At 36.8% G+C, this 23,044-nt stretch carries 24 protein-coding genes, 1 pseudogene and 1 other annotated feature (1 of these 26 only partly in view); of the genes and pseudogenes, 19 read left to right on the top strand and 6 right to left on the bottom strand.

Going from position 1 to position 23,044, the window contains the following annotated elements; all coding sequences use genetic code 11:
• Positions 1-216: 216 nt before the first annotated feature.
• From AB5359_RS04180 to AB5359_RS04115, 14 genes are read left to right on the top strand one after another with little or no spacing between them, the layout of a single operon-like run.
• Positions 217-3,378, top strand: a complete 3,162-nt coding sequence (locus tag AB5359_RS04180; protein ID WP_368280038.1) for a tape measure protein — start codon at positions 217-219, stop codon at positions 3,376-3,378.
• 1 nt (position 3,379) lies between these two features.
• On the top strand, positions 3,380-4,060 hold the full coding sequence (locus AB5359_RS04175; RefSeq protein ID WP_180963243.1) for a hypothetical protein: 681 nt from the start codon (positions 3,380-3,382) through the stop codon (positions 4,058-4,060).
• The gene (locus tag AB5359_RS04170; RefSeq protein ID WP_142777723.1) at positions 4,057-5,103 is read left to right on the top strand and encodes a late control protein D; all 1,047 of its coding nucleotides are present in this window, start codon (positions 4,057-4,059) and stop codon (positions 5,101-5,103) included. Before AB5359_RS04175 ends, AB5359_RS04170 begins: the two co-directional genes overlap by 4 nt.
• Positions 5,082-5,444: a DUF2577 domain-containing protein gene (locus AB5359_RS04165; protein ID WP_117285543.1), complete on the top strand. Its 363-nt coding sequence runs from the start codon at positions 5,082-5,084 to the stop codon at positions 5,442-5,444. The genes AB5359_RS04170 and AB5359_RS04165 overlap by 22 nt, the downstream gene beginning before the upstream one ends.
• 2 nt (positions 5,445-5,446) lie before the next feature.
• Positions 5,447-5,818: a DUF2634 domain-containing protein gene (locus tag AB5359_RS04160; RefSeq protein ID WP_368280039.1), complete on the top strand. Its 372-nt coding sequence runs from the start codon at positions 5,447-5,449 to the stop codon at positions 5,816-5,818.
• On the top strand, positions 5,815-6,966 hold the full coding sequence (locus AB5359_RS04155; RefSeq protein ID WP_368280040.1) for a baseplate J/gp47 family protein: 1,152 nt from the start codon (positions 5,815-5,817) through the stop codon (positions 6,964-6,966). Before AB5359_RS04160 ends, AB5359_RS04155 begins: the two co-directional genes overlap by 4 nt.
• Positions 6,956-7,516 carry a putative phage tail protein gene (locus AB5359_RS04150; protein ID WP_368280041.1) on the top strand — a complete coding sequence of 187 codons (561 nt, stop codon included), beginning with the start codon at positions 6,956-6,958 and terminating at the stop codon, positions 7,514-7,516. Before AB5359_RS04155 ends, AB5359_RS04150 begins: the two co-directional genes overlap by 11 nt.
• A 12-nt stretch (positions 7,517-7,528) precedes the next feature.
• Positions 7,529-9,601, top strand: a complete 2,073-nt coding sequence (locus AB5359_RS04145) for a DUF4795 domain-containing protein (protein ID WP_368280042.1) — start codon at positions 7,529-7,531, stop codon at positions 9,599-9,601.
• A gap of 39 nt (positions 9,602-9,640) precedes the next feature.
• A complete protein-coding gene (locus tag AB5359_RS04140; RefSeq protein ID WP_003648056.1) occupies positions 9,641-10,150 on the top strand; it encodes a hypothetical protein in 510 nt (169 codons plus the stop codon).
• Positions 10,150-10,344, top strand: a complete 195-nt coding sequence (locus tag AB5359_RS04135) for an XkdX family protein (RefSeq protein WP_003648057.1) — start codon at positions 10,150-10,152, stop codon at positions 10,342-10,344. The genes AB5359_RS04140 and AB5359_RS04135 overlap by 1 nt, the downstream gene beginning before the upstream one ends.
• Positions 10,301-10,720 (top strand): hypothetical protein, encoded by a 420-nt coding sequence (locus AB5359_RS04130; RefSeq protein WP_232610101.1) that lies wholly within the window; start codon positions 10,301-10,303, stop codon positions 10,718-10,720. Before AB5359_RS04135 ends, AB5359_RS04130 begins: the two co-directional genes overlap by 44 nt.
• A gap of 10 nt (positions 10,721-10,730) precedes the next feature.
• Positions 10,731-11,009: a hypothetical protein gene (locus AB5359_RS04125; RefSeq protein WP_123338258.1), complete on the top strand. Its 279-nt coding sequence runs from the start codon at positions 10,731-10,733 to the stop codon at positions 11,007-11,009.
• A complete protein-coding gene (locus AB5359_RS04120; protein ID WP_011678851.1) occupies positions 11,006-11,437 on the top strand; it encodes a phage holin in 432 nt (143 codons plus the stop codon). The genes AB5359_RS04125 and AB5359_RS04120 overlap by 4 nt, the downstream gene beginning before the upstream one ends.
• Before the next feature lie 9 nt (positions 11,438-11,446).
• Entirely contained in the window at positions 11,447-12,379 is a 933-nt protein-coding gene (locus tag AB5359_RS04115; RefSeq protein ID WP_011678852.1) for a GH25 family lysozyme, read from the top strand.
• Positions 12,380-12,627: 248 nt separating this feature from the next.
• Here AB5359_RS04115 and AB5359_RS04110 read toward each other — a convergent pair whose 3' ends face one another.
• Positions 12,628-12,744, bottom strand: coding sequence for a type I toxin-antitoxin system Fst family toxin (locus tag AB5359_RS04110; RefSeq protein WP_223890564.1), 117 nt, complete (start codon positions 12,742-12,744; stop codon positions 12,628-12,630).
• A gap of 168 nt (positions 12,745-12,912) precedes the next feature.
• Positions 12,913-13,113: a hypothetical protein gene (locus AB5359_RS04105; RefSeq protein ID WP_368287194.1), complete on the bottom strand. Its 201-nt coding sequence runs from the start codon at positions 13,111-13,113 to the stop codon at positions 12,913-12,915.
• Positions 13,114-13,175: 62 nt separating this feature from the next.
• On the opposite strand from AB5359_RS04105, the gene glmS reads away from it, so the two are divergent.
• From glmS to AB5359_RS04090, 3 genes are all read left to right on the top strand, one after another.
• Positions 13,176-14,987, top strand: a complete 1,812-nt coding sequence (glmS, locus tag AB5359_RS04100; RefSeq protein WP_048685330.1) for a glutamine--fructose-6-phosphate transaminase (isomerizing) — start codon at positions 13,176-13,178, stop codon at positions 14,985-14,987.
• A 126-nt stretch (positions 14,988-15,113) separates the two neighbouring features.
• The gene (locus tag AB5359_RS04095) at positions 15,114-15,533 is read left to right on the top strand and encodes a helix-turn-helix domain-containing protein (protein ID WP_048685333.1); all 420 of its coding nucleotides are present in this window, start codon (positions 15,114-15,116) and stop codon (positions 15,531-15,533) included.
• Positions 15,526-16,113 (top strand): Fic family protein, encoded by a 588-nt coding sequence (locus tag AB5359_RS04090; RefSeq protein WP_048685336.1) that lies wholly within the window; start codon positions 15,526-15,528, stop codon positions 16,111-16,113. Before AB5359_RS04095 ends, AB5359_RS04090 begins: the two co-directional genes overlap by 8 nt.
• 46 nt (positions 16,114-16,159) lie before the next feature.
• Here the strand turns inward: AB5359_RS04090 and AB5359_RS04085 are convergent, their stop codons facing one another.
• On the bottom strand, positions 16,160-17,290 hold the full coding sequence (locus tag AB5359_RS04085; protein ID WP_048685339.1) for an acyltransferase family protein: 1,131 nt from the start codon (positions 17,288-17,290) through the stop codon (positions 16,160-16,162).
• 272 nt (positions 17,291-17,562) lie between these two features.
• Between AB5359_RS04085 and AB5359_RS04080 the strand changes: the two genes are divergently transcribed.
• Positions 17,563-18,177, top strand: a complete 615-nt coding sequence (locus AB5359_RS04080) for a nitroreductase (protein ID WP_077410315.1) — start codon at positions 17,563-17,565, stop codon at positions 18,175-18,177.
• A 93-nt stretch (positions 18,178-18,270) separates the two neighbouring features.
• Here the strand turns inward: AB5359_RS04080 and AB5359_RS04075 are convergent, their stop codons facing one another.
• The gene (locus tag AB5359_RS04075) at positions 18,271-18,831 is read right to left on the bottom strand and encodes a DUF4811 domain-containing protein (RefSeq protein WP_048686684.1); all 561 of its coding nucleotides are present in this window, start codon (positions 18,829-18,831) and stop codon (positions 18,271-18,273) included.
• Positions 18,831-20,303, bottom strand: coding sequence for an MDR family MFS transporter (locus tag AB5359_RS04070; RefSeq protein ID WP_048686686.1), 1,473 nt, complete (start codon positions 20,301-20,303; stop codon positions 18,831-18,833). Before AB5359_RS04070 ends, AB5359_RS04075 begins: the two co-directional genes overlap by 1 nt.
• Before the next feature lie 172 nt (positions 20,304-20,475).
• Here AB5359_RS04070 and AB5359_RS04065 point away from each other — a divergent pair, with 172 nt between their 5' ends.
• Positions 20,476-20,913 carry a MerR family transcriptional regulator gene (locus AB5359_RS04065; protein ID WP_048686688.1) on the top strand — a complete coding sequence of 146 codons (438 nt, stop codon included), beginning with the start codon at positions 20,476-20,478 and terminating at the stop codon, positions 20,911-20,913.
• 77 nt (positions 20,914-20,990) lie between these two features.
• Here the strand turns inward: AB5359_RS04065 and AB5359_RS04060 are convergent.
• A pseudogene (locus AB5359_RS04060) lies at positions 20,991-22,776 on the bottom strand (oligopeptide ABC transporter substrate-binding protein).
• An 80-nt stretch (positions 22,777-22,856) separates the two neighbouring features.
• Positions 22,857-23,044: a binding site (T-box leader), on the bottom strand; it runs 52 nt beyond the window's last position.

The following is a 23,044-nucleotide window of genomic DNA, read 5'->3' as shown; positions in this document are numbered from 1 at the left end:
TTTAACATTTATCACTATGTTCTTAATGAATATCACTGGACGCCTAAACAATGGGCGGAGATGTCAAGACGTGAGCAGGCTTTAGTCGTTGCTTCAATTGAAGTACGACAAAAATACGAAAAAGAAGAAGAGAGAAAAGCAAAAAGAAAGGCTAGGTCTAAGCATATTTAAGGCTTAGCCTCTTTTTTTACATTCAGGAAAGAAAGGAGGTAGTAAATGAGTACAATTAGCACCACTGTTAAGATTAATGACGCTTTTAGTAACCCATTAGATCGCCTGTCTAGTGGTTTGCAAAAAGCGCAAAGTGGTATGAGCAGATTAAAAGAAGCTATTTCTGGCGGTTCTAGTGGCGGTAGCATGTTCAAATCAATGGTTGGCGGTACTGTTGTTGGTGGAGCAATCAACAAGGGGATGGAACTTGCCAGTACTGGAATTCGCTCTATGATTGGAGAACTTAATGAAGCTCAAACATCGTGGACGACATTTGAGGGAAATATGCGTCAAATTGGTAAATCTCCTGCTGAAATTTCAAAAGCTAAGAATGAATTACAAAGATTTGCTGAGCAGACAATTTATGGTGCTGCTGACATGTCAAGCACCTATTCACAATTAGCCGCTGTTGGTACAAAAAATACTACTACATTGGTCAAAGGTTTTGGTGGACTTGCTGCAGCTGCAACTAATCCAGCGCAAGCCATGAAGACTCTATCTGAACAAGCAACTCAAATGGCTGCGAAGCCTAAAGTACAATGGGAAGATTTTAAACTAATGGTTCAGCAAACGCCTGCCGGTATGGCTGCCGTTGCTAAAACAATGGGTATGAGTCTAACTGATTTAATTTCTAAAATTCAAGATGGAAAAATTAAAACTGAAGATTTCTTTAATGCCGTAGCCAAAACGGGAACTAATGCTAACTTTTCCAAAATGGCGACTCAATATAAAACAATTGGGGACGCTGTACAAGGATTAAAAGAGCAAATTACTAATGGCTTGCTAAAAACTTGGGGAAAAGTTAGCCAAATTGGTATTCAAGCGGTAAATCAACTTTCAGATGCTTTAAGTAAAGTTAATTTTGAAAAAATTGGTGATGGACTTTTAAACGGTATTAAGAAATTTGAGCCAGCTTTTGAAGAGTTGAAAACTGGCTTTGATGATTTCAAAAAAGGCTTTGAAGAGTTTAAAGTCCCAAATGCAATTAAAGGAACTATTGACTCTATCAGAGATGCTTTTGAAAATTTAGTCAATTCTATGGATCAAGTTAAAGGTGGAAAGAGCTTTTTTAAACAACTAGGAGAACTTTCTGGAGGTGCTTTAAGCGGATTAGCAAAAGGAATTGGTGCAATTGCAGAAGCAATTGGTAATTTAAGCCCTGAAACTCTTTCTAGTTTGGCCCAAGCATTCATTATCTTAAAGGGTGGTTTGAGAGGGTTAACTTTTGAAGCAATCGTCATTGGTCTTAAAGAATTGAATAAATTAGATCCAGATACAATACAACATCTTGCTAATGCTTTAGTAAAATTGACAACTGCTTTCATAATTTTAAAGGCTTTAGGACGCATTTCTAATTATGCAAAAGGTATTGCAGACTTCTTTAAAGGCTTTAAGAATGCTAAGAAGATCAAAGCTCCTGAAATTGAGTCGCCCAAAATGACTAAGCCGGGCAAAATTTTAAGTAATGCTGGTGCATATATGAAACTTGGTGCAGCATTTGCCTTAGTTGGTGCTGGTGCGTTAATGGTTGGTGCTGGATTTAAGTTACTAGCCGATGCAGCTACTCAGATTTCTAGTGCAGGAGGCGGTGCTATAGCAACGTTCTTTGGAATGATTGCTGCTATTGCCGCCTTGGTAGTTTTAGTCCGGTTCTTAGGACCAGCGTTGATTGGTGGAGCGGTCGGCTTTGCTATTTTTGCAGCTGCTTTGCTCTTAATTGCTGTTGCTGTTTTAGTTGCAAGTGCTGGTATTGCTCTTTTGGCTACTCAACTACCTACTATTTCAGAATATGGAACTAGTGCAGCAGTTGGCTTACTTGCTTTAGCTGGTGCGATTGCTGTATTTGGTTTAGCTGCAATAGTTGGAGCTGTTGGAGTGCTTCTTTTAGGAGTTGCTTTAGTAGTTCTTGCTGTTGGTTTAGTTGCAGCAGGTGTTGGAGCGCTAATTTTTGCGGTTGGTTTAGCATTAGTCGGAATTACTGCTTTAATTGCCGCAGTTGGTGTCTTACTTTTAGGAGTTGCAATTGCTCTAGTTGCTGTAATGGTAATTATCGCAGCAGTTGGAATGCTCTTATTTGGTGTGGCACTTGTCTTAGTCGCTGCAATGGGTATTGTTGCCGCAGTTGGTTTGATGCTGATGTCAGTTGCTTTAATGATGATTATGGTCACGGCTATGGTATCAGCAATCGGATTGATGCTTTTAGCTGTAGCTTTAGTCTTAGTTGGACCAATGGCAATGATAGCTGCTATTGGATTGATGTTATTAGCTGCTGCTGCGATTATGCTAGGTGCTGGATTAATGATAGTAGCTGCTGCGGCTATGGCTGTTTCTAGTGCCTTAGTAGCTGTTGGAGCGTCTGTAATGATTATGGCTTCTTTATTTATTGCTGCTGGTGCAATGATGGTTTCAGCAATCACTAGCGCAATGAGTGGAGTAGTAAGTGCTGTTAGAAGTGGAATTTCTAGTGCTGTAAATGCTGCTAGAAGTTTCGGAAATGCCTTAGTTTCTGTTGGTAGACAGTTAATTCAAGGGTTAGTCAATGGTATTAAATCTATGATTGGTGCTGCTGTTAGTGCAGTGCAAAGTGTGGCAAGTAAAGTAGTAAGTGCTGCTAAAAGCGTGCTTCACATTGGTTCTCCATCTCGTCTATTTAGACAATATGGTCGCTGGGTCGATCAAGGTTTAATCATTGGACTAAACAGAGATGCAGGTGCAGCAGCTGATGCTTCGGCAAATATGGCGCAAGGAGTTGTAGATGCAGCTTCTGGAATGGCACCAACTTTAGACCCTATTGGATTAAGTGGAATAAATCCGGGAGATTTACTTGCTTCTGGATTTGATAGGGCGCTAGACGCAATTAGCAATGTTGCTGGTGCAATTACCGGATTAGATGGATCAAGAGCTAATATTGGCATTTTTGGTCAAGGCGCAGTTTCTTCTAGTTCAGTTGGTAGCGATACAGTAACATCTGGCTCAATTACTCCAAATTCAGTATTGACTAATAACAACAGTAGTAGCCAAACAGACAATAGTACTCAAGTTCAAATTGATAAAGGTGCTATTGTCATCAATGCTTCTGGTGATCCAGATGCAGATGTAGACAAGATTTTAGATAAAATCGATCAAAAGATTATTGATAGACGAAATAAAGCTCTAGGAGGTGGTTAATATGCCGGTCAACGGCTTTGGTGTTTATATCACTGATTACTCAACTAATAGAACGGTTGAATTGCCTGTCAACCCGTCAGAATTAACTTTGAAATATGAAACTGATGATAAATCAGAAACTATTGTGAACTTGGGAGAGATTAATCGAGTAGGTAACATGAAATTGGTGTCTCTTTCGATTGATAGTGTCTTTCCAAAGAAACATAGTTCTTGGATTAGTTCGGACAAGCTTTTAAAACCTGATGAATACATTAATTGGCTTAAAAACATTCAAGCTAATAAACATCATGTTCAATTAGTTGTCAGCTCTACTCAGATTAGTGTAACTATGACAATTTCTAGTTTTGAATATGGCTTTAAGAGTGGCTTTGCAGATGAATATGCTTATACTTTGGGCTTAAAGCAGTATAGAGAAGTTAAGTACCATAAAGTTAACGTTCCAGCTCCCCCTAAACCTAAACCAAGACCAGCTCCTCCTAAGAAGTTAGGCATTGGTTCAATTGTAATTGTAAATGGCCGGCTGCGCTTAGACAGTTATGGAAGTGCGCCGGGTGTATATGAAAATAATGTAAGAAGACGAATTACTTATTTAGCGCCTGGGCATCCTTTTCCAATTCATGTTGCTTTAGTGAATGGAGGACCTAGAGGTTGGGTTAGACAGAGTGAAGTGAGATTAGCATGATTACCAAACTTCAAATTCTAAAACACGATAATGGTGGCGCTAGAATTGGTGTCGAAATCAAGGACATGGTTAAAAATCTTAAGTGGGTAACTGACTTAAATTACTCTGCTGGAGAGCTAACATTTGATATTGTGAATGGCAAAGATCCAATAATTCCAGCGATGGGGGCAATTGTAGACTTCGCTTGGGATAATAAAGATATTTTCTGGGGTTTCGTTTTCAGTGCTGAATGCACGTCAGACACTACAGTGAGCGTTAAAGCTTACGACTTTGAAAGATATCTAAAGAGTGAAGGTTCAGTCGTCTTTCAATCAGGGACGCTTGGAGATAGATACAGTAATGTTTGTCGCCGTTTCGGTGTACCATTTCATATCAAGGAACAGCCAACTTACAGAGTGCCTGCGGAAGTTTGTGATGGTAAGACAGGATTTGACATGATTAAGAGCGCAATAGATAAGACATACTCTGCTACTGGCGAAATGTACTGCATTGTTGCTAATCATATGTATATCGAACTTAGAAGAGCGCCTATTCCTACAAGAACCCTCTTAGTTATTGATACTCAAAACACGATGAGTGATTACACTTACTCTGAGAGTATTGATAATGCTGCTAACGTGGTTCAAGTTGTTCAAAAGAACACCGATAATTCACAGACAAAAACAGCCACTGCTACTTCCGACACTGGAGATGATCCAGCTACTACAAGTTTTACGATTGCCTCTGCTAGGGGTAATACGATTAGAACTTGGGGACAAATCGTTAAAGTAGTGAATGCCAAAAATAAAGCTAACTGGGCACAAATGGTTCAACAAGCTAACGATGAGTTGAAGAAACGCAATGTTTCAGAGCGTAAGTTAACTTTAGACTGTATTGGCGATACTTCTTTAATTGCTGGCGCTGGTGCTAATGTCAAAATCAAAGATTTTGGCAAGACTTGGACTAATTGCCCAATTCTTAAAGCAACTCATAACTTTGGTACAGATTATACTTGCAGTTTGGAAATGAAAGTAGGTACAAAATGGCAGGAGAACAGCTTATAAAAATGTTGACTGAACGGGGCGGTAGTGACTCCGAGTATTCCGATGTAGTCTATGGTCGTGTCATCAGTACAGCTCCATTGAAAGTGCAAATTTCTAACTCAATGATTATTGACGATAATTTTATTGTTTTGGGTAAGCATATCGGTAGCTTTTCTATGAGTGGTAGCTTAACCACTAGCGAAGAAAAGAAAGACAAAGATGGAGAAAAGCCTAAAATAGAAAAAACAACTAAGCCTGCTACTTTTACTTTCGATAATTCTTTAAAAGTAGGCGATAAAGTAACTATGATTCGTGCTGACGGTGGTCAACAATTTTACCTATTTGAGAGAGAAGGTGGTTAGCATTGGATAATGAAGAAAATCAAAATCCAACACTAACTTTTCAAATCGCCAATGGGAGAATAAGAAATAAGTTTGATGGCCTAGGTGCTATGGTTCAAGCAGTAGACAAAATCTTGAAAACAGAACGTTTTGTTTTTCCAATTTACACCGATCAATATGGCAATGACCTAAACGATTTACTTGGCAAAGATATGGGCTATGCCAGAGTTGAAGCGGAAAGAATGGTTAAAGAGGCACTGTTAGCTGATGAACGAGTTATCAAGGTTGAGATAATAAGCGTTGATGAAACTAGCTCTAACACCTTAACTCTTACTGGAGAATGTAAAACAACTTATGGAACTATACCTATAGAAAGTGAGGTAAGCATTAAGTGAGTCCAAATGAATTAATTGCTGAATTTCAGAGTAAAGATTACGATTATTTTCTAAGAAAAATGCTTGATGCTGTACCTGATAATGTCGATAAGCGTGAAGGATCAATTATTTATGATGCTTTAGCACCTGCTGCATTAGTGATGGGTCAGCAATCCTTAGACATGGCTAATGTAATCAAAGAAACTTACATCAAAACAGCTTCCGGAGAGTTCCTAGATTATCGAGCAATTGAACATGGAACAAGTCGATATCCTGCTACTCAAACAGAAGCTAAAGCAAAAGTTTTAAACGATAAGAAAGAACCGTTAGATAATGTTCAAATAGGCGATAAGTTTGCCAGCATTGGCGACTCGCCTATTTTTTATGCTGTGACTAAGATTAATTCTGACCTAACAATTGAATTGACAGCAGAAGTTAAAGGATCTAGTGCCAATAGTTATATCGGTCAAATTTTGCCAGTAACTCCTAATGACTTGCTTTCGTGGGCTGAAATTATCGAAATTACTGCTCCTGCAAGGGACGTAGAAAGTGACGACCACCTAAGAGCTAGATTGCTAAGTTCTCAAAGTTGGATTGCTTACGGTGGCAACGTTGCTGATTATCTGGATATGACAAGTAAAATTGACGAAGTAGGTGCAGCACAAATCTATCCGACTTGGAATGGTGGCGGTACTGTTAAAGTTGTTATCCTAAATAATGACTTGATGCCTGCTAGTGCTAGTCTGGTACAAAAAGTTAAAAATGCACTTGATCCAGAAGACAAACAAGCAGAGGGCTATGGATTAGCTCCGATTGACCATGCCGTTACTGTAACTGCACCTGAAAAACTAATTGTAAATATTGATATTTCGGTAAAGATTGACGACACAAAAGTTGCTCGTTATGTCAAGGACAGCATTAATCAGGCAATTGAAGGATATTTTCAATCTTTGAGAGAAGACTGGTCGGATATCAATCAAAAACTAGGTAGGGGCTACGAACAGACTATTTATCGTTCAAAAATTTTATCTCAAGTTATGTTGACGGAGGGCGTTGTTAACGCTAAGTTACCATTGCTTAACGGTAAAGATGCAGATATTGAGCTTGTCTTTAATAATTCCAAATCGCAATTGCCAGTAGTTGGGACGGTGACGATCAATGAGCAATAAGTATGAACTTCTTAATTACATGCCGGATTATTATCAAGGCGTGTATGAGATGGAAGAGCTGCTTAAATCCGAAAGCTTAATGCTAAAAGATTTAGAAAATAGTCATTTACGCACTCTACTTAACGAATTTGTCTCGACTGCTGATGCTAAGGGAATATCTCTCTTTGAGAGCCAACTGGGTATAGTACCTGACGAAAACGATACTTTAGAGATGCGCAGAAACAAGGTCTTGATGTACGTTTTGCCACCAAGACCTATAACAATTGGATTTTTCAGAAATATACTTGATAACGTCAATCTACCAGTAAAAATTGATGTTAACTATGGTGCTAGGGCTATTTTAGCAACTGCTAAATCTGCTGAAATTACCAGTAATCAGATCGAATATTTAAAATACTTGCTGAATGTATATCTTCCAGCTAATTTGTTGTATCAAATCAAGATTTTGCTAAATACCGCAAAGGTTTCAGATAATTTAAACCTAGGAATTGGCAACGTGGTAAAGGCGACAGGAATAGCAAAAGCAAGTCCTAGCCAAGTATTTAACTAGCGAGGTAATTAGATGTCAGAATATAATAAAACGATTTTAACCAATGCTGGTATTGATTTAGCTAGAAGAGCTAACAAGGGTGCAGCAACTTTCCAATTAACTAGAGGTGTTTCCTCTACTGAAAACTTATCAGGGAAGACAATTGAAGAACTTCAAAACTTAACTCAATTACCGAGTATTCAACAATCAGTAAGCCTGAGTGATGTAGGTGGCACTACTGATAACCCAGACACTGTTCTAGGCGTCAGAATGACTTTTGATAACCAAAATTTGAAGACTGGTTATAACGTTCACACTGTTGGTGTTTATGCAAAAGAACCTGAAAAAGAAGAAATTCTATACGGTGTTGCAACTGCAAAAACTCCAGAATATATCCCTGATTTTAAAGAACAAACACTTTTCAAATTTGATTTTTTGATGTACTTAGTCATTGGGCAAATAGATAAGGTAACTGTACAAGTCAGTCCAGATGATGTATATCTCAAAAAAGATACATATAACAAGGCTGAAATTGATGCTAAAGTTTCAGATGCAGTATCTAAGCTCAACGACAAAGATGCTGAAATTCTTAAAAATTTAAATGATTATAAGCAAGAAAATAAGACTTATCATCAAAATCTTGAACAACAGCTCGACACAAAAGCCGATAAAAGTGCAGTAAATCAGCAACTCGAAACAAAGGCAGATAAATCAACTACCTACACCAAGGACGAAGTCGATAATATAATTTCGCCTAAAGCTGACAAGAGCTATGTCGATAGAGAACTAAGTAAAAAAGCGGATAAAGCTACCACTTACACCAAAGACGAAGTCAATAGCAAAATTGCTGGTCAAGTTAAATCAGTAAATGGTCACACGGCAGATAGTAATGGCGAAGTAACTTTGCCTAAACTTAAGGCGAAGACACTTATTTCCTATGATGTGCCAAACAAAACACCGACTTATGACGGAAATGCTGCTTTCGGGGATAATGGCTACTTTTCACGTTGGCTAGTAGATCGAGTCGTAGTTGATCAATTAGCTGATGCTATCAATGCAAAACTGCCTATTAAAGCAGGTCAAGCCGACGCTGATTTGCTAGCAAATTCAGGCAATGAGATTGTTTATTGGAATGGCAATGGCGATAGCGTCAAGAACTTGCCACCAATGAACAACAAAAGTTGGTTCTTTGCAATCAAGTTACTTGGTCCTGGCTGGGGTTCTGTAACCGTTGTAGATCAAGACGGTAAGTACTGGTTAAACAATAAGAATGGCGATATTTGGGCTGGGTGGCAAAGAATAGCAAACATCGATGAAGTAAATAGTCGACTGTCGCTTGGTGGCGGCGAGATGGCTAAAGGCAGCACTATTTTATGGCAAGGAACTAATGCTGGATCTAATATTCAGGAAGGCAATATTGGCGGTCTTCAATGGAACGGTGCTACAGACTATGTAAAAATTTTTGGCGATAACAATTCCTCTGACAATCTAGATTTAGCCATTCAACTTGGAAACGATAATTCTAACCGTATTTCAATTAGAAACGCCCTAGGCACAGAAACAGCTGCTATTTTGGCGGACGGTCATTATACGGGCACAGTTAATTGGGATTGTGTTAATGGACGACCAGATATTAACAATGCCAATCCTGTTGTAACTGTAATTAATAGTTTTGATGTTGCTAACGTTAAGGAAGGACCACATCAAACTTGGCCTGTAAAGCAACCATGGTTAGTAGATCAAATGGCATTACATCCTTTTGCAGAAGCAATTAACAACCTTAATACTAATTTGACGACTATGCGAACAGAGTTGATGAACTTAAAGAAGAGAACTGATTACAATACTCCTCAAGGAGAGTTCAATAATACCACTGTAAATCTTAATAACTTAAGAAGCACAGGAATGTATCGTCTTTCAAATTGTCATGTTCAAAGTGGACCATATCCAACCGATAATGCGCACTGGGTTTACGTTAAAGTGACAGTATTTGATGCTAATACTGTGTATCAAACGCTTTACGAAGGCGACAATATGTATGGACGAAAGTCTTCTAGCCCGACAAATTGGGATCAATGGCATCAATATTTGAATAAAACTGTTTAATCCTTAGTTAAACTAAGGATTTTTTTATGGAGGAAAATTATGGAAGCAGAAAACTTTTTAGATTTATTAAAACAAGTCGTTGCTGATGGGAAAATCAGCTTTTATTACTTCTCTGATCCAACTAGTCCAATTACAGCTCTTCATCACTTGGAAATTCCTTATCCAGGAGAGCTTAGTCCTGTAGACTTGCCTTACCGCTGGCATGCAGAAAAGCCTAGTGAGGATTTAATTGATGCAGTTTGGGACGATGACTCTCATAGTTGGATTGAAAACAGTGATAAATCTCAGCCAGCTTTAATTGCTAAGTTGCAAGCAAGTAATGCAGCTATGCAAAAGAAAATGGAAAACTACGAAGCAGCTAAGATTAAAGATGCTCAAAATAATGATAAAATCGTTCAAGCTTTAAGTGGCGTACAAAAGGGACAAGCACAAACTACAGCAGTTCTTGCTCAACTTGTGCCAATGGTTCAACAACTTTCCAAGTCAGTAAACACACCAGACAAACCAAATGCAGCTGATGAAACTAAGAAAAAAGAAGGTGCTGAATAATGTTTGATTTTGATTTCAGTTCTATCTATTCAAACCTTGAAAGTTTATGTAAATCATCTCTAGACAATGGGTATTTCACAGACAACACAATTGCGGGATTTGTTCAGCAAGGAACATTTGATGCAGATGGATATAAGAGAATTACGGGTGATGATTATGTTGCAGGAGATCAAAATACTGTGGCAAACGGCTAAACTTAATTTACTTCATTTGATTTTGGGAAGTTTGCTTACAGCTTTTGGAATTGTTCTTTTAGTGAACGATTCCTTTTTTTATTGGCCACCAGAATGGCAATGGCTCTTCAATAATGACTTAGTCGATGCCTTTGCAATCATAGTTGGTATTGGCTTAATTGCATTTGTTTTTGCTGGTGGAAGAAGTCAACTTGCTAATGCCGTGTTACTAGCTTGTTCAGCATTCTTTTTGATGATGTTAACAGTATTGCAACTGGGGCATGTTTTGGTCATGCACGACTATAGCAGATTGCTTTCAATTATTGCACTAATCGGGTGGCTACTAGTAATTCAGTATTTAGCAGTATTTTCTAAGACTGTAAGACGACGAAAGTAGGTAATAAGAAGTGCAAGACTGGGCTAATTTAATCCGTGAAATAGCACTTCTTTTTTCTGTTTTTGTTGCAGGGCTTACTGCTTGGAACGCTTTACGCAAAACAAGCCATGAAGTTTCAAAAGATGATAAAGAAGAACTGAGGGCTGACCGTGACTTATATAGAAATCGGTGGCTTGAAAGTGAGAAAGCTTTTGATGAAATTGATGCAGAAAATGACAAGTTGCGCAAGAAGGTTAAACGGTTAGAAAACAAGATAGATGATTTTAAAGAAAACGAGGACAGAAAATGAGCTTTGAACAAATTGGCGATATGTTAGTTGTTGCTGTATCAGTAGTTATAGCAATCATCTTTTATGTTTATTCAAAAAATAAGATTGCTATTGATAAAAAAGCTATGCAAGGCGATGCACTAGCTAAAGCTGAAAAAATGATTGCTAATTCAGCAAATGCAATCGTATATCAAACTGAAAAAGAGGGCGGTTCAGGTAAGGATAAGCTGTTAGCAGCTTTTAATTACTTAATCGCTATTTTAGATTTGGCGCACTTACCGCATCCCTCAACAGCTTATATCAAAGGCGAGATTGAGAAGTCGGTTACTACGATGAAGCAAACGAAAAACTTTGTTGATAGTATGCAAACACTGACTAAGGAAGACGATGCAGCCAAACAATTGAAAAGTAAGACCATTGTTGGCGAATTGAAAGAAGTAAAGAAGTAGGAGGTAACTATGGTTGAAGTAGCTAAAAGAAGTTACGGTGTAGATGTATCAAGTCATAACAACGGCAATTATTCCGGATCGAAATTTGCCGTTGTTAAAGTGTCAGAGGGCTTAGATTATCGTAATCCTAAAGCACAATCTCAAGTATCTACTGCAAGAGCTAATAGTATGTTGCCAATGGCTTATCACTATGCGAGGTTTAGTGGCAATAGTAACGTAGCAATTCAAGAAGGTAACTATGCAGTTACTTCTGCAAAAGCTGTTGGTCTTGAGGCAGGTACTTACTTAGCTTGTGACTATGAACAAGGAAGTGGAAACGAAACTAGAGGAGATCGTGAAACTAATACGACTGCTATCTTATCTTTCTTAGATACTATTGTGGGTGCTGGTTATAAGCCTTTACTATACTCAGGCGCTTATCTTATGAGAGACAAAATTAATACTTCTAGAATTTTAGCCAAGTATCCTAATTGTTTGTGGGTAGCAGCATATCCATCAGGTAATGGTACTGCGGTAAGTGAACCAAACTTTGGCTACTTTCCATCAATGAACGGAGTAGCAATTTGGCAATTTACCGATAACTGGCGTGGGTTAAATGTTGACGGAAACATCAGCTTGATTGATCTAAAAAATGATAGCAAACCAGTAGCTCAGCCATCTGTTGCACAATCAGCATCAGAAAAAACATGGACTGATGTACAAGGTATGACTTGGCATGAAGAACATGGTACTTTCATCACTGGTGGAGCGATTAATCTTCGCTGGGGCGCTAATACGCAAAGCACACTGATTACCACCTTACCAGCAGGTTCAGAAGTTAAATACAATGCTTGGGCTAGAGATAGTGCTGGGCGTGTATGGTTACAGCAACCGAGAGAAAATGGTAAGAATGGCTATTTAGTTGGTCGTGTCGGCAGTGAGCCGTGGGGAACTTTCAAATAATTTAATATAATTCAAAAGCCGCTCTGGAGATGTTTCTCTGGAGCGGCTTTTTGCATACAACAAATTTTCTATTATTTTAACTATGTTTTCTTGTTACAATTTTACTTACAATATGTTATACTTAACTTGCAACAAGTTAGAAATTCTAAAATTCAATGAACTCAAAAAGCATTACCTGATCGCTACAAAAGGTAATGCTTTTTTTATCGCTTGACGCAACCTATCAAACGTTGAGGGTGGAAATGCGACTATTTATGTTTTTTGTTGTTACGCCGATCATCCAGCCAGTGATCGAATAGTGATTTCACCATTCCCACAAGAATTGGAGCTACAACTAAAGTTAGAAATTCCTTCAACGAACTCACCTCCTTTCAAGGGGAGGCAATAGTCGCTGAAATAATTATAACAAAATTAGATGTCTAATATATGTAGAAAATGAAACTATAAGTAATTATCAACTGACCCCCGCTGTGACCCCCAAACTTAAAATAGAATAAATTCAAATAAAAGAAAAAGTGCCATATCTCAGGCACTTAAAAACATAGAAAATTACATAAAATCAAACGATTTGGTCTTCTAAACCGTGGGTCGTGAGTTCGAATCTCACCCAAATCACTGATATGACGCTCCGCATGGGGCGTCTTTTTTTTGTGCAATTTTTCTTCTTTTTGATATAGACCAATTACAAATAAAACTTCTTGACCAATTTTTAATATAGGGTTATTATTGCTCATATGACAACAAATAAAAGATAGTCCATTTATTTAAAATGAACTATACCAAAGGAGAAAAATGTATGTGTGGAATTGTTGGTGTTGTTGGAAAACCTGCAAGAGATATTATTTTAAATGGTCTGACTAACTTAGAGTATCGTGGTTACGATTCAGCAGGTATGTATTTAAATGATCTTAATGGCAATGAATATTTAACTAAGGCAGTTGGTAGAATTTCTAACTTAAAAGAAAAGTTAACTCCAGATGAACAAGGCTTAGTTGGAATTGGTCATACTCGCTGGGCAACTCATGGTAAGCCAACAGTTGATAATGCTCACCCTCATTTTGATGAAACTAAGCGTTTTTACTTGGTTCATAATGGTGTAATTGAAAATTATGTGGAGTTAAAAGAAAAATATTTACAAGGTGTTAAGTTCCATTCAAATACTGATACTGAAGTGGTTGTTCAATTAATTGGTAAAATTGCACGTGAAAAGAATTTAGACGGTTTTTCTGCATTTAAAGAAGCTTTGAAGTTAGTGAAGGGCTCATACGCTTTTCTTTTGGTTGATAATACTGAACCAGACCATGTTTTTATTGCAAAAAATAAGTCACCAATGATGCTCGGTCTTGGAGATGGATTTAATATTATTGCTTCTGATGCAATCTCTGTTTTAGATCAAACTAAGACTTTTGTTGATTTACAAGATGGTGACGTAGGTGACATTACCAAGGATTCTTACACAATTGAAACTGTTGACGGTAAAAAAGTTGAACGTAAACCTCACGTATTAGATATTGATCCAAATGCTGCTTCAAAAGGCACCTATGAATTCTATATGCTAAAAGAAATCGATGAGCAACCAAGCGTTATGCGTAAAATTTCTCAAACTTATTTTGATGAAAATGGTGACGTTAAGGTTGAGCCTCAAATCATTGATGCTCTTTCTAAAGCAGATCGAATTTACATTTATGCAGCAGGTACTAGTTACCATGCTGGATTAGTAGGAAAGACGCTTTTAGAACACTACACAGGTATTCCAACAGAAGTTGGTTTAGCTTCAGAAGCTGGCTATCATTTCCCAATGCTGAGTAAAAAGCCATTCTTTATTTTTCTAACTCAATCTGGTGAAACCGCTGATTCACGCGTTGTTTTAAAAGAAGTTAATAAGCGTAATATTCCAAGTTTAACCATTACTAACGTAGAGGGTTCAACTTTATCAAGAGAAGCAGACTACACTATGCTGCTCGAAGCAGGTCCTGAAATTGCCGTTGCATCTACTAAAGCTTATACTGCTCAAATTGCTGTTCAAGCAGTACTTGCTAAAGCTTTGGGTGAAGCACTTAATAATCAAGATGCAAAAGACTGGAACTTAAAGCATGATTTGGCCATTGCAGCTGAAGGGATGCAACAGCTTGTTGACAGCAAGGAAAGTTTAAAAGAAATTGCTGACAAGTACTTAATTAAGTCACGCAATGCCTTCTATATTGGACGCGGAATTGACTATGCTGTTGCCTTAGAAGGAGCATTGAAGCTTAAGGAAGTTTCATACATTCAAACTGAAGGTTTTGCTGCAGCTGAATTAAAGCATGGAACTATTTCTCTTATAGAAAAAGGCACTCCAGTTATTGCTTTAATTAATGATCCAGCAACTGCCGATTTAACTCGTGGTAACATTCAAGAAGTTGTTTCTCGCGGAGCTAATATTATTACAATTGTTGGTAAGGACTTCGCTAGAGAGGGCGACGATGTAGTATTACCAGAAATTAACTACTATATGTCTGCGCTTTTAACTGTTGTACCGGCACAGCTGCTTGCATATTACGCTTCTAAAGATAAGGGATTAGACGTTGATAAGCCACGTAACTTAGCTAAGAGTGTGACTGTTGAATAAAATTTAAATAAGTTAGTAAAATAGCGAATTAGTGATCTTGAAAGTGACTAATTTGCTATTTTTAATTGAATGTTTTTTCGAAAATTGATTTAAAATAAGGATAGTTAATAATCAGTGAGGATACTTATGCTATCAAAAATATCAATTTTACTTACAAATCACCAGCTTACATTAAAAGATATTTCTCAAAATCAACATTTGGCAGAACAAGATTTAAGAAAAGCACTCGACGAAAATACTGATAATTGGTCCAGTTCGGTCTTATCAGCTTTGTCGTCATCTTTGAATATGCGACCTGGAGATTTATTAGAATTACTTGATCCGGTTTATTCTTTAAAGATTAATGATCATAGCCAAATGATTCAAGGAATCTATATTGAAGATCCTGAAATTTATGAACAAATTCGCTTTGTGGTAGAAAGTGAGCATTTAGAAGGTTGGCAACCTGATGAAGAGGATATTTTAAGATTGCTTGATGAAGCACTTAATCCATCTCCTACATTCCAAACTGAAATAAGTCAGATCTGGGGTGAGGAAGATGATTGAGGAGAGAAAAGATACAGAATGGTATCGCAGAAAATTTCTTTATCCCAATGGAACACTTAAAAATAAACTTAATATTAAGGATGCAGCAGAATTAGCGCAAAAAGAATACTTAGGTTCAGCTGTGCGCGCGTTAGCTTTTTTGAGGAAGAATAAACAGATTACTAGCGTTGAAGACTTGAAGAAAATTCATAAAATTATGTTTGGTTGGCTTTATGATTGGGCAGGACAAATTCGAGATTATGAGCTGATTAAAGGAGATACTGAGTTTTTAGAATATACTCGAATTAAGTTTGGAATTGAAGAGATAGATGAGAAAATGAGGCAATTGGCTAGTCAAAAAGAACTTGCCAACACCGATTATGCCTTTTTGCTTGATCGCTTAAATTATCTTCATCCCTTTAGGGAAGGAAATGGTAGGAGTAGCAAGTTGTTTTTACAAGCTTTTGCTGCAAATCATGGTCAAGTTATTGATTATCCGCGGTCAAATAAAGAATTGATTATTGCTCAAAATAATGCAGATATTAACCAAATTGCTAGATTAATTAAGGTCAAGTCCAAATCCAAGAGAATTAAGTGTTAAATAAAAAGGCATCCCAATGATGGTTTTTCGTCATTAGAATGCCTTTTTAATTGAACAGAAAACTAATTCTCGATAATTTATTTTCTTTAACCCAACTCCAGCAAAGATGTAATAAGTAAGCAGAAGCAAAAGATAGACACCAAGTAAAAATCCATGTTCCAAAGAAAGTTAAAAAGGGATGATAGTGAGCATGAAGCGACATGTTTAGACCGCGCCAAACTAATTGGTTCCAGAATACATTAGAAAGATACGCACGGTAGGCGTAAATAGCCAGAAAATGAAAAACTTTTAAACTAGTTTGAGAATTTTTCTTTACTTGATGTAAGCAAAATGCAGCAATAAGAGCAATTACTGCTAAAGAGTATAGTGTCATGGAAGGTTTATAATATGGAGCATTATTAAAATTAATGGGGTGGCCAAAACCTTGCAGTTCAATATTGGTCCAAATAAAGCAAATAATAAAAATAATACTAAGTAGCCACCAAAAATTAGTTAAAAATGCGTTGACATAATCGCGTAATTGCCATGCTAAAACTCCATAGACGCCATAGATAAAGAAAGAGATAAAAACTCTATCCAGTAAATACCAGTCATTTTGATGGATGCCATGAAAGACATAGGTATCGTAAAACCAAAGCCAAGTGAAATAAAGGATAAATGTGGCAATTGCAATTATTATTCCACGTTTAGTATTCGTCCCTACATAGCGACTAATCGCCCAAAAGAGTGGCATTAGGGTGATAAATTGTAGCATCATCGTGTTATACCAAAGGTGCGGTGCCGCATTTCCGTTAATGAATTGCCAACAAAAAGTTGGAAAATTATAGTATTTATTTACTTGTTGTTCCCAGGGCATTTCTAATAAATAGATTGAGGTCCACCAAATGGTCGGTACAAATAAATTAGACCAATTACTGCGAAAATATTTCCGATAAGAAAAATGTTTTTTTAAATCATAAGTTCTAATAGTTGTATATAAGATTCCAAAAATAAAAGCAGGGGCGGTATATTTTATTAGGTTATATAGAAAGCCAAAAACATCTTGAGTATGTGTTGGTTGCTTAATATCCATAACTAAGGCCATAATTGGTTGCGCCATAACTGCAGTACATGCAAAGACCTTAAGATAGTCGCCAATATCAGCTATTCTAAATGATAAAAATTGATATTTTTTCATAAATTAGTCCTCTCATGAGTAGAGTCTAAAAGCTAATTCTTAATATATGCATCTTTTTGAAAAAAGACAAGATGTCTATAATTAGGCACTTAACAATTATTAAAATTTGAACTAGGATATAGGTGACTGATCGAAACTTCTCCTCCTAAGAAGTGTAACAATTTATTTTCTTCATTAGGTCATGTTAAGCTGTAATCAGAAGTGGTTGCAGCTTTTTTTATAGTCATAAAAGGGTTAAAATATAAGATATTAATACAATAAAGAAGGAATATATGATGAACGTAGAAGAAGCAATTTTAACTCGGCATGCAGTTCGTTTATTTAACCCAGATGATAAAATTTCAAGAGAAAGTTTAGAAAAAGTTGTTGAGTTAGCGCAACATGCACCTTCATGGGTAGATTCACAACCCTGGAAGGTATATATTGCAACCGGTAATACACTAGCAGCAGTTAAAAAGCGCCATGCTGAAAATGTTAAGAATGGTGTTAAGGCAAATCCGGATTGGCCAACTACTCACCGAGAAGATTGGGCTAAGTTTCCCAGAGAAAATATGCTAAAGCACAATGAAGCAACTGCTCGTTTTTGGGAAAATCTAGAGTTGTCTAGTATGACACGTCAAGATTTACAGACTCGTCTTTATGATGCACCAGCAATTTGTTACTTAACCATTCCTAAAGATTCAAATCAATGGTCAGATTATGACTTGGGTGCTTTTGGTCAAACTTTGATGTTAGCAGCTAGAGGAATGGGGATTGACTCAATGCCAGCTTATGAAATTGTAAAATTCCCTGAATCAGTTAAAGAAATTATGAATATCCCTGATTCTGAATGGCTTGCCATGGGTATAGCATTAGGATATGCCGATATGGCAACAAGAGTTAATTAATATCGAGCTCCACGTGTACCACTAGATGAAATGCTAAAAATAAAAGACTAAAAAAAGACGCCGCTCAGGACGTCTTTTCTGAAGAAAATATAATTAATGAAGGGATGCAGCTTTTTGAGACTGCATTTTTTCTTGCATTTGTTTTTGTAATTTCTGCATATCTTTTGTCGAGATAACCTTCCAGTTTGAAGGAAGGGTAAAAATATACTCTCTATGTTTTAACTCGTTATTATGACTAAACGCACTAAACATAATCCGGCTAAAATTATTTTTATAAACATATCGAGTAGTTCTTATCTTAAGACTAGCTTCTTTACCTTGCTTAACTTTGGTTGAAACCTTATCTAGTTTAATTGCCTTGGGCTTCTTTTGATTGTTATTAGTCTTATATAAATATACTTTTTCTGTTCCATTACCCAGAGATTGATAAAGTAAAATTGGTAGGTTAGGGTTAACGCTTGAAGTTAAATTTTGTGTGCTAGTCTGTGTTTCTGTCTTCAGTCCCCAGTGATTGTAGTCATGTTCGACGATACCCAGCACGCAAAGCAAAGTAATGATTAAAGAAATCCATGAAACTAGAGTATGACCTTTCCCAGGGATGACATTAAAGTATATAAATAAAATTACTGCCAAAATTAAAATTACAATTATCATTATCCGTTCACCTCTTCTTGATTTTCACGTGCACGGTTGCCTTTCTTTAAGAAGAAAGAAAGAACTAAAGCAACTAAGGCAAAAAGAATACTCATTGCAAATGAAGCACGGAATCCATCTAAAGTTGCATTGATTGCTTGATTCTTATATTGAAGTGGGAGGGTATGAAGCAGTTCTTTTGCTGGCATATGGTTGTTGGTTGTAGTAGTTAAAATTGAAACGAGAATAGCAGTACCAATTGAGCTTAAAACTTGTCGAAAAGTATTGTTCACTGCTGTTCCGTGGGAGATTTTGTTTAAAGGCAATGAGTTCATTCCTGAAGTGGTAACGTTCATCATAACTAAAGCAACACCGACCATTCTAATTGCGTACAAAACAATAATCATAGTATATGAGCTTTCTGCAGTTAAGAATACAAATGGAATAGTGCCAAGTGTTAAGAGGGTCATTCCAGTAATTGCCATTTTTCGTGCACCATATTTATCGAATAAACGTCCCGTAATTGGTGACATAATTCCGATCATCAAGGCACCAGGTAATAGCATTAATCCTGAATGAAATGCTGATACACCACGTAAATTTTGAATATATAATGGCAAAACCATTTCAATACCAACCATTGCTAAATTGGTAATACCACTTAAAGCAGCTGCTAGAGAAAATTCGAAATGTTTGAAGACGGTAATATCTAAAAATGGATCTGTCATCTTTAATTGTCGCATGCCAAAAAGAATAACAAATATAATTCCTACGCCAATAAATCCTAGAATTTCAGGGTTAGTCCATCCTTTATTACCAGCTTCTGAAAAGCCGTAAAGTAAACTACCAAAACCAATAGTTGAAGTTGTCACTGACCAAACGTCAATTTTTTCTTTCTTAGTTGGAAGAACGTCTTTAATTAGGAAAAACGCTAAAATAATAACAATTCCAGCAATTGGAGCAATAATACTAAATAAGTAACGCCAGGAAAGATTATCAACAATCCACCCAGATAAGGTTGGACCAATAGCTGGTGCGAGACCAATAACAATACCAACTGTTCCCATCGCAGCACCGCGTTTATTAGCGGGAAAGATTGAAAGCATGATGGTTTGAAGAAGCGGCATAGTAACACCCACGCCGAGTCCTTGAATAATTCTTCCAGTTAATAAAGTCCCAAAATTTGGCGCAACTGCAGCAGTCACTGTTCCAATAAAGAAAACTGACATTGCTGTCAAATACATTTTTCTTGAGCCAAAACGATTAATTAGCCAAGCTGAAACTGGAATCATGACTCCATTAACTAATAAAAATGCAGTTGAAAGCCATTCAGCAGTTGCTGTACTGATATGAAAGGAACGCATAATTGAGGGAAGAGCTGTTGCAAGCAAGGTTCCATTTAACACAGTACAGAAAGATCCAATAATTAAAACTAGAACAAGCAAGTTTCGATTATAGGCTTTTCCGTGAATATCGGTTGGTTGTTGATCCATTTGAATTTTCCTTTCTATTGTTAAAAAATCTTACAAACTATAAGAACTATATGCTTAAATTTAGATATTGTCAAATTTTCTTACATTACAGTAATTTAATCTAACATATATGTTGTAAAAATTGACACAAACTATTAAACTATAGATAAGATTACGAGGTAAGGATTAAACAATGGAATCAAAAAAGATACTTCATAATGTTCTTCAGAATATTGAGGTCGGAATTGGCGAAGTTAGCAAAGTAGTTGGTGTGTCCCAAAGACAATTACGCTATTGGGAAAAAAAGGGCTATATTAAGCCAGTGTCTGATGATAATAGCGGTGTGAGAAGATACAATTTGTCAACTTTATATTTAATTGGTTTTATTAAATATCAACTTGATAATGGTTTTACCCTAGCTGCTGCTTTTGAGCGCTCAAAAGATATTAAGCTAAAGAGTAAAATTGTTCGAACCTTTTTTGAACATACTTTTAGTGATGTTGAAATTACAAATGCAGAGAAGGGATATGGCGAAATTGACTTAGGGGATATCCGCACTGAAGAAGGTAAGAAATATCACTTCAAGGGTGTTCTTGATGAACATGGTAGGTATGTAAAAATTGACAAGTAAAAAAGGAAGCATCTGGTATGCGATGCTTCCTTTTTAGGACAAGTCGATATTGTTTTTCTTTAATATTAATTAATTTATTATTTAGTAAAACCTGCTTCATACCAAACATTAGCTGAAGGTTTTAATGACCAACCAGAGACTTTACTATTCACAGCTGTTACTGAATAGGCACCACTAGTTGGGACTACATAAGCTTTGTTGTACATCCATCTTTGCCATTCGTGGAATTTTTGCACCCGATATTTTTTATCAAAAGATTTGGCAGAATCGATTTCATTCAATAATTTAATATTAGTCGGAGAGACAAAACGGGCAAAATTATAAGGCATCTTTTCACCGTAGAACACGCTTGGAGAAGGATCACCTGCTGCACCCCAAGCTCCTTCAAGAACATCAATTTTAGGATCACTTGCTTTAACTGCAGCTACCCAGCGGTTAAATTCCATCGGACGGCCGCCTAAGAATTTAACGTTTAAACCGGCTTTTTCCATTGTTGAATGTAGTTACGCCAGATGGCCTCGCTGTTTTCGCCAGAACCACGTACTGCTAGATTGATAACTAAGGGCTTACCATTTGGTTGACTCCGATAGAGTGCGCCAGGTGCTTTTTTATAGCCAGCTTTATCTAGTAATTTATTGGCTTTATCTAGATTATAAGAATAGGTTGGAATATTTTTGTCATAATATGGAGTAAATTGTGAGGGAATCAAAGAATTAATTCTGAATTCTAAACCATGGTAGAACCGTTTATTAATGACATCAACATTCATTGCATAGGCCATTGCTTTTCGTAAAGCGGGATTATTCATCTTAGCATGAGGATTTTCAACATTTTTACCAAGTTTTGCATCCCATTTTCCAACTTTAAAGGCTAAGTAATCGTAGCTAAGTGTTTTTTTACCAACAAAATTAACTCCCTTAGTGTTTTTTTACCAACAAAATTAACTCCCTTAGTGTTTTTTACCTGTTCCCATTGTGAGCTTAGAACATTTGCAACGTCGAATTTTTTGCTCTTAATTGCTTGTGAGACATTAGAATTAGTAATATTTGACATGTAAATATGTTCAAAGTTAGGTTTACCGCGCCAGTAATATGGATTTCTTGACCAACTAGTAGATTGTCCTTGAACGGTTTTATCCATTTTATATGGACCAAAGTAGAGTGGATGCTTTCTTACTTGCGGACTAGAAACAAGCTTGTCAAAGGGAACGTGCTTCAAATAATGGTAAGGAGCAGCGTGTTCCCAGAAGAAGCCATTAGCGGAGTTCATCATTGCTGGTTTTAATTCCTTAAAGTGAAGGATTAATTTCTTTCCATTTGGTCCATCTGGCATTTCAAGACCAGAAATATTATTAGCTTTTCCCCGATGGTATTCAGCCATTCCTTTAATATTTTCAAGCGAAGAGGTATATTGAGTAGTTTGAACTTTAGGATTAGCTAAAATTTCGTATGCATACTCTAAATCCTTAGCGGTTACTGGCTTGCCATCAGACCAACGAACTTTCTTTTTCACTTTGATTTCAGCAGTATTGTTACTATGATTTAGTTTTAAACTGGCAGCTCCTTTATTGGTGAATTGATAATGATCATTAATATCAAAAAGTGCTTCGTCTCCTGGAGCAGCTGCTTCAGAATCGGGACTAGTATCAGCAATTTCAGCTGAAAAAATTCCAGTAAATGGTGATTCATTTTCTAAAGCATAGGTCAAGGTTCCTCCTTTTTTAATGGTTTTATGAGGAACGGCCTGGGAAAACTTGATGGGCTGGTTGCTCGAATCAGTTTTCTTGGCACCACAAGCAGTTGATAAAATCGCTAGTGAGCTCGCTAGTGTTACATACAGCAGTTTGGACTTTGACATCTTCATATAAAATTCTCCTTTCGTCAAAAATCCAATAACAGCATGATTAAGAAAACAAAAAGACGCTCTATTAGATCGTAATGATCCAATAGGGCGTCTTGTCGCTGTACCACCTATTTTTACTAGAAAAACTAGTCTTTAATAACGTACGGTTCAATACAAGAGAACGATACGCCGTCGCTATAAAGGGCTGTCCCTTAAACTACTTTAAATCGTAGTTTACGCTCAAAGGTGATTTTCATTAAGACTCTATCTATTTCTTCACACCAACCAG

Source organism: Lactobacillus sp. RTP31084st1_F9_RTP31084_210423 (assembly GCF_040919545.1).
Classification (GTDB): Bacteria; Bacillota; Bacilli; order Lactobacillales; family Lactobacillaceae; genus Lactobacillus; species Lactobacillus paragasseri.
Note: the sequence above shows the minus strand (reverse complement) of the source record. Positions and strands in the feature narration are given on the sequence as shown.

Bases quoted from the DNA above. Each gene is read 5' to 3' on its own strand.
- AB5359_RS04165 (WP_117285543.1), top strand. From the start codon at position 5,082: ATGGCAGGAGAACAGCTTATAAAAATGTTGACTGAACGGGGCGGTAGT.
- AB5359_RS04075 (WP_048686684.1), bottom strand. From the start codon at position 18,831: ATGATAATTGTAATTTTAATTTTGGCAGTAATTTTATTTATATACTTT.
- AB5359_RS04145 (WP_368280042.1), top strand. From the start codon at position 7,529: ATGTCAGAATATAATAAAACGATTTTAACCAATGCTGGTATTGATTTA.
- AB5359_RS04175 (WP_180963243.1), top strand. From the start codon at position 3,380: ATGCCGGTCAACGGCTTTGGTGTTTATATCACTGATTACTCAACTAAT.
- AB5359_RS04105 (WP_368287194.1), bottom strand. From the start codon at position 13,113: ATGAGCAATAATAACCCTATATTAAAAATTGGTCAAGAAGTTTTATTT.
- AB5359_RS04135 (WP_003648057.1), top strand. From the start codon at position 10,150: ATGTTTGATTTTGATTTCAGTTCTATCTATTCAAACCTTGAAAGTTTA.
- AB5359_RS04085 (WP_048685339.1), bottom strand. From the start codon at position 17,290: ATGAAAAAATATCAATTTTTATCATTTAGAATAGCTGATATTGGCGAC.
- AB5359_RS04180 (WP_368280038.1), top strand. From the start codon at position 217: ATGAGTACAATTAGCACCACTGTTAAGATTAATGACGCTTTTAGTAAC.
- AB5359_RS04070 (WP_048686686.1), bottom strand. From the start codon at position 20,303: ATGGATCAACAACCAACCGATATTCACGGAAAAGCCTATAATCGAAAC.
- AB5359_RS04115 (WP_011678852.1), top strand. From the start codon at position 11,447: ATGGTTGAAGTAGCTAAAAGAAGTTACGGTGTAGATGTATCAAGTCAT.
- AB5359_RS04130 (WP_232610101.1), top strand. From the start codon at position 10,301: ATGATTATGTTGCAGGAGATCAAAATACTGTGGCAAACGGCTAAACTT.
- AB5359_RS04150 (WP_368280041.1), top strand. From the start codon at position 6,956: ATGAGCAATAAGTATGAACTTCTTAATTACATGCCGGATTATTATCAA.
- AB5359_RS04170 (WP_142777723.1), top strand. From the start codon at position 4,057: ATGATTACCAAACTTCAAATTCTAAAACACGATAATGGTGGCGCTAGA.
- glmS (WP_048685330.1), top strand. From the start codon at position 13,176: ATGTGTGGAATTGTTGGTGTTGTTGGAAAACCTGCAAGAGATATTATT.
- AB5359_RS04095 (WP_048685333.1), top strand. From the start codon at position 15,114: ATGCTATCAAAAATATCAATTTTACTTACAAATCACCAGCTTACATTA.
- AB5359_RS04090 (WP_048685336.1), top strand. From the start codon at position 15,526: ATGATTGAGGAGAGAAAAGATACAGAATGGTATCGCAGAAAATTTCTT.
- AB5359_RS04120 (WP_011678851.1), top strand. From the start codon at position 11,006: ATGAGCTTTGAACAAATTGGCGATATGTTAGTTGTTGCTGTATCAGTA.
- AB5359_RS04080 (WP_077410315.1), top strand. From the start codon at position 17,563: ATGATGAACGTAGAAGAAGCAATTTTAACTCGGCATGCAGTTCGTTTA.
- AB5359_RS04065 (WP_048686688.1), top strand. From the start codon at position 20,476: ATGGAATCAAAAAAGATACTTCATAATGTTCTTCAGAATATTGAGGTC.
- AB5359_RS04140 (WP_003648056.1), top strand. From the start codon at position 9,641: ATGGAAGCAGAAAACTTTTTAGATTTATTAAAACAAGTCGTTGCTGAT.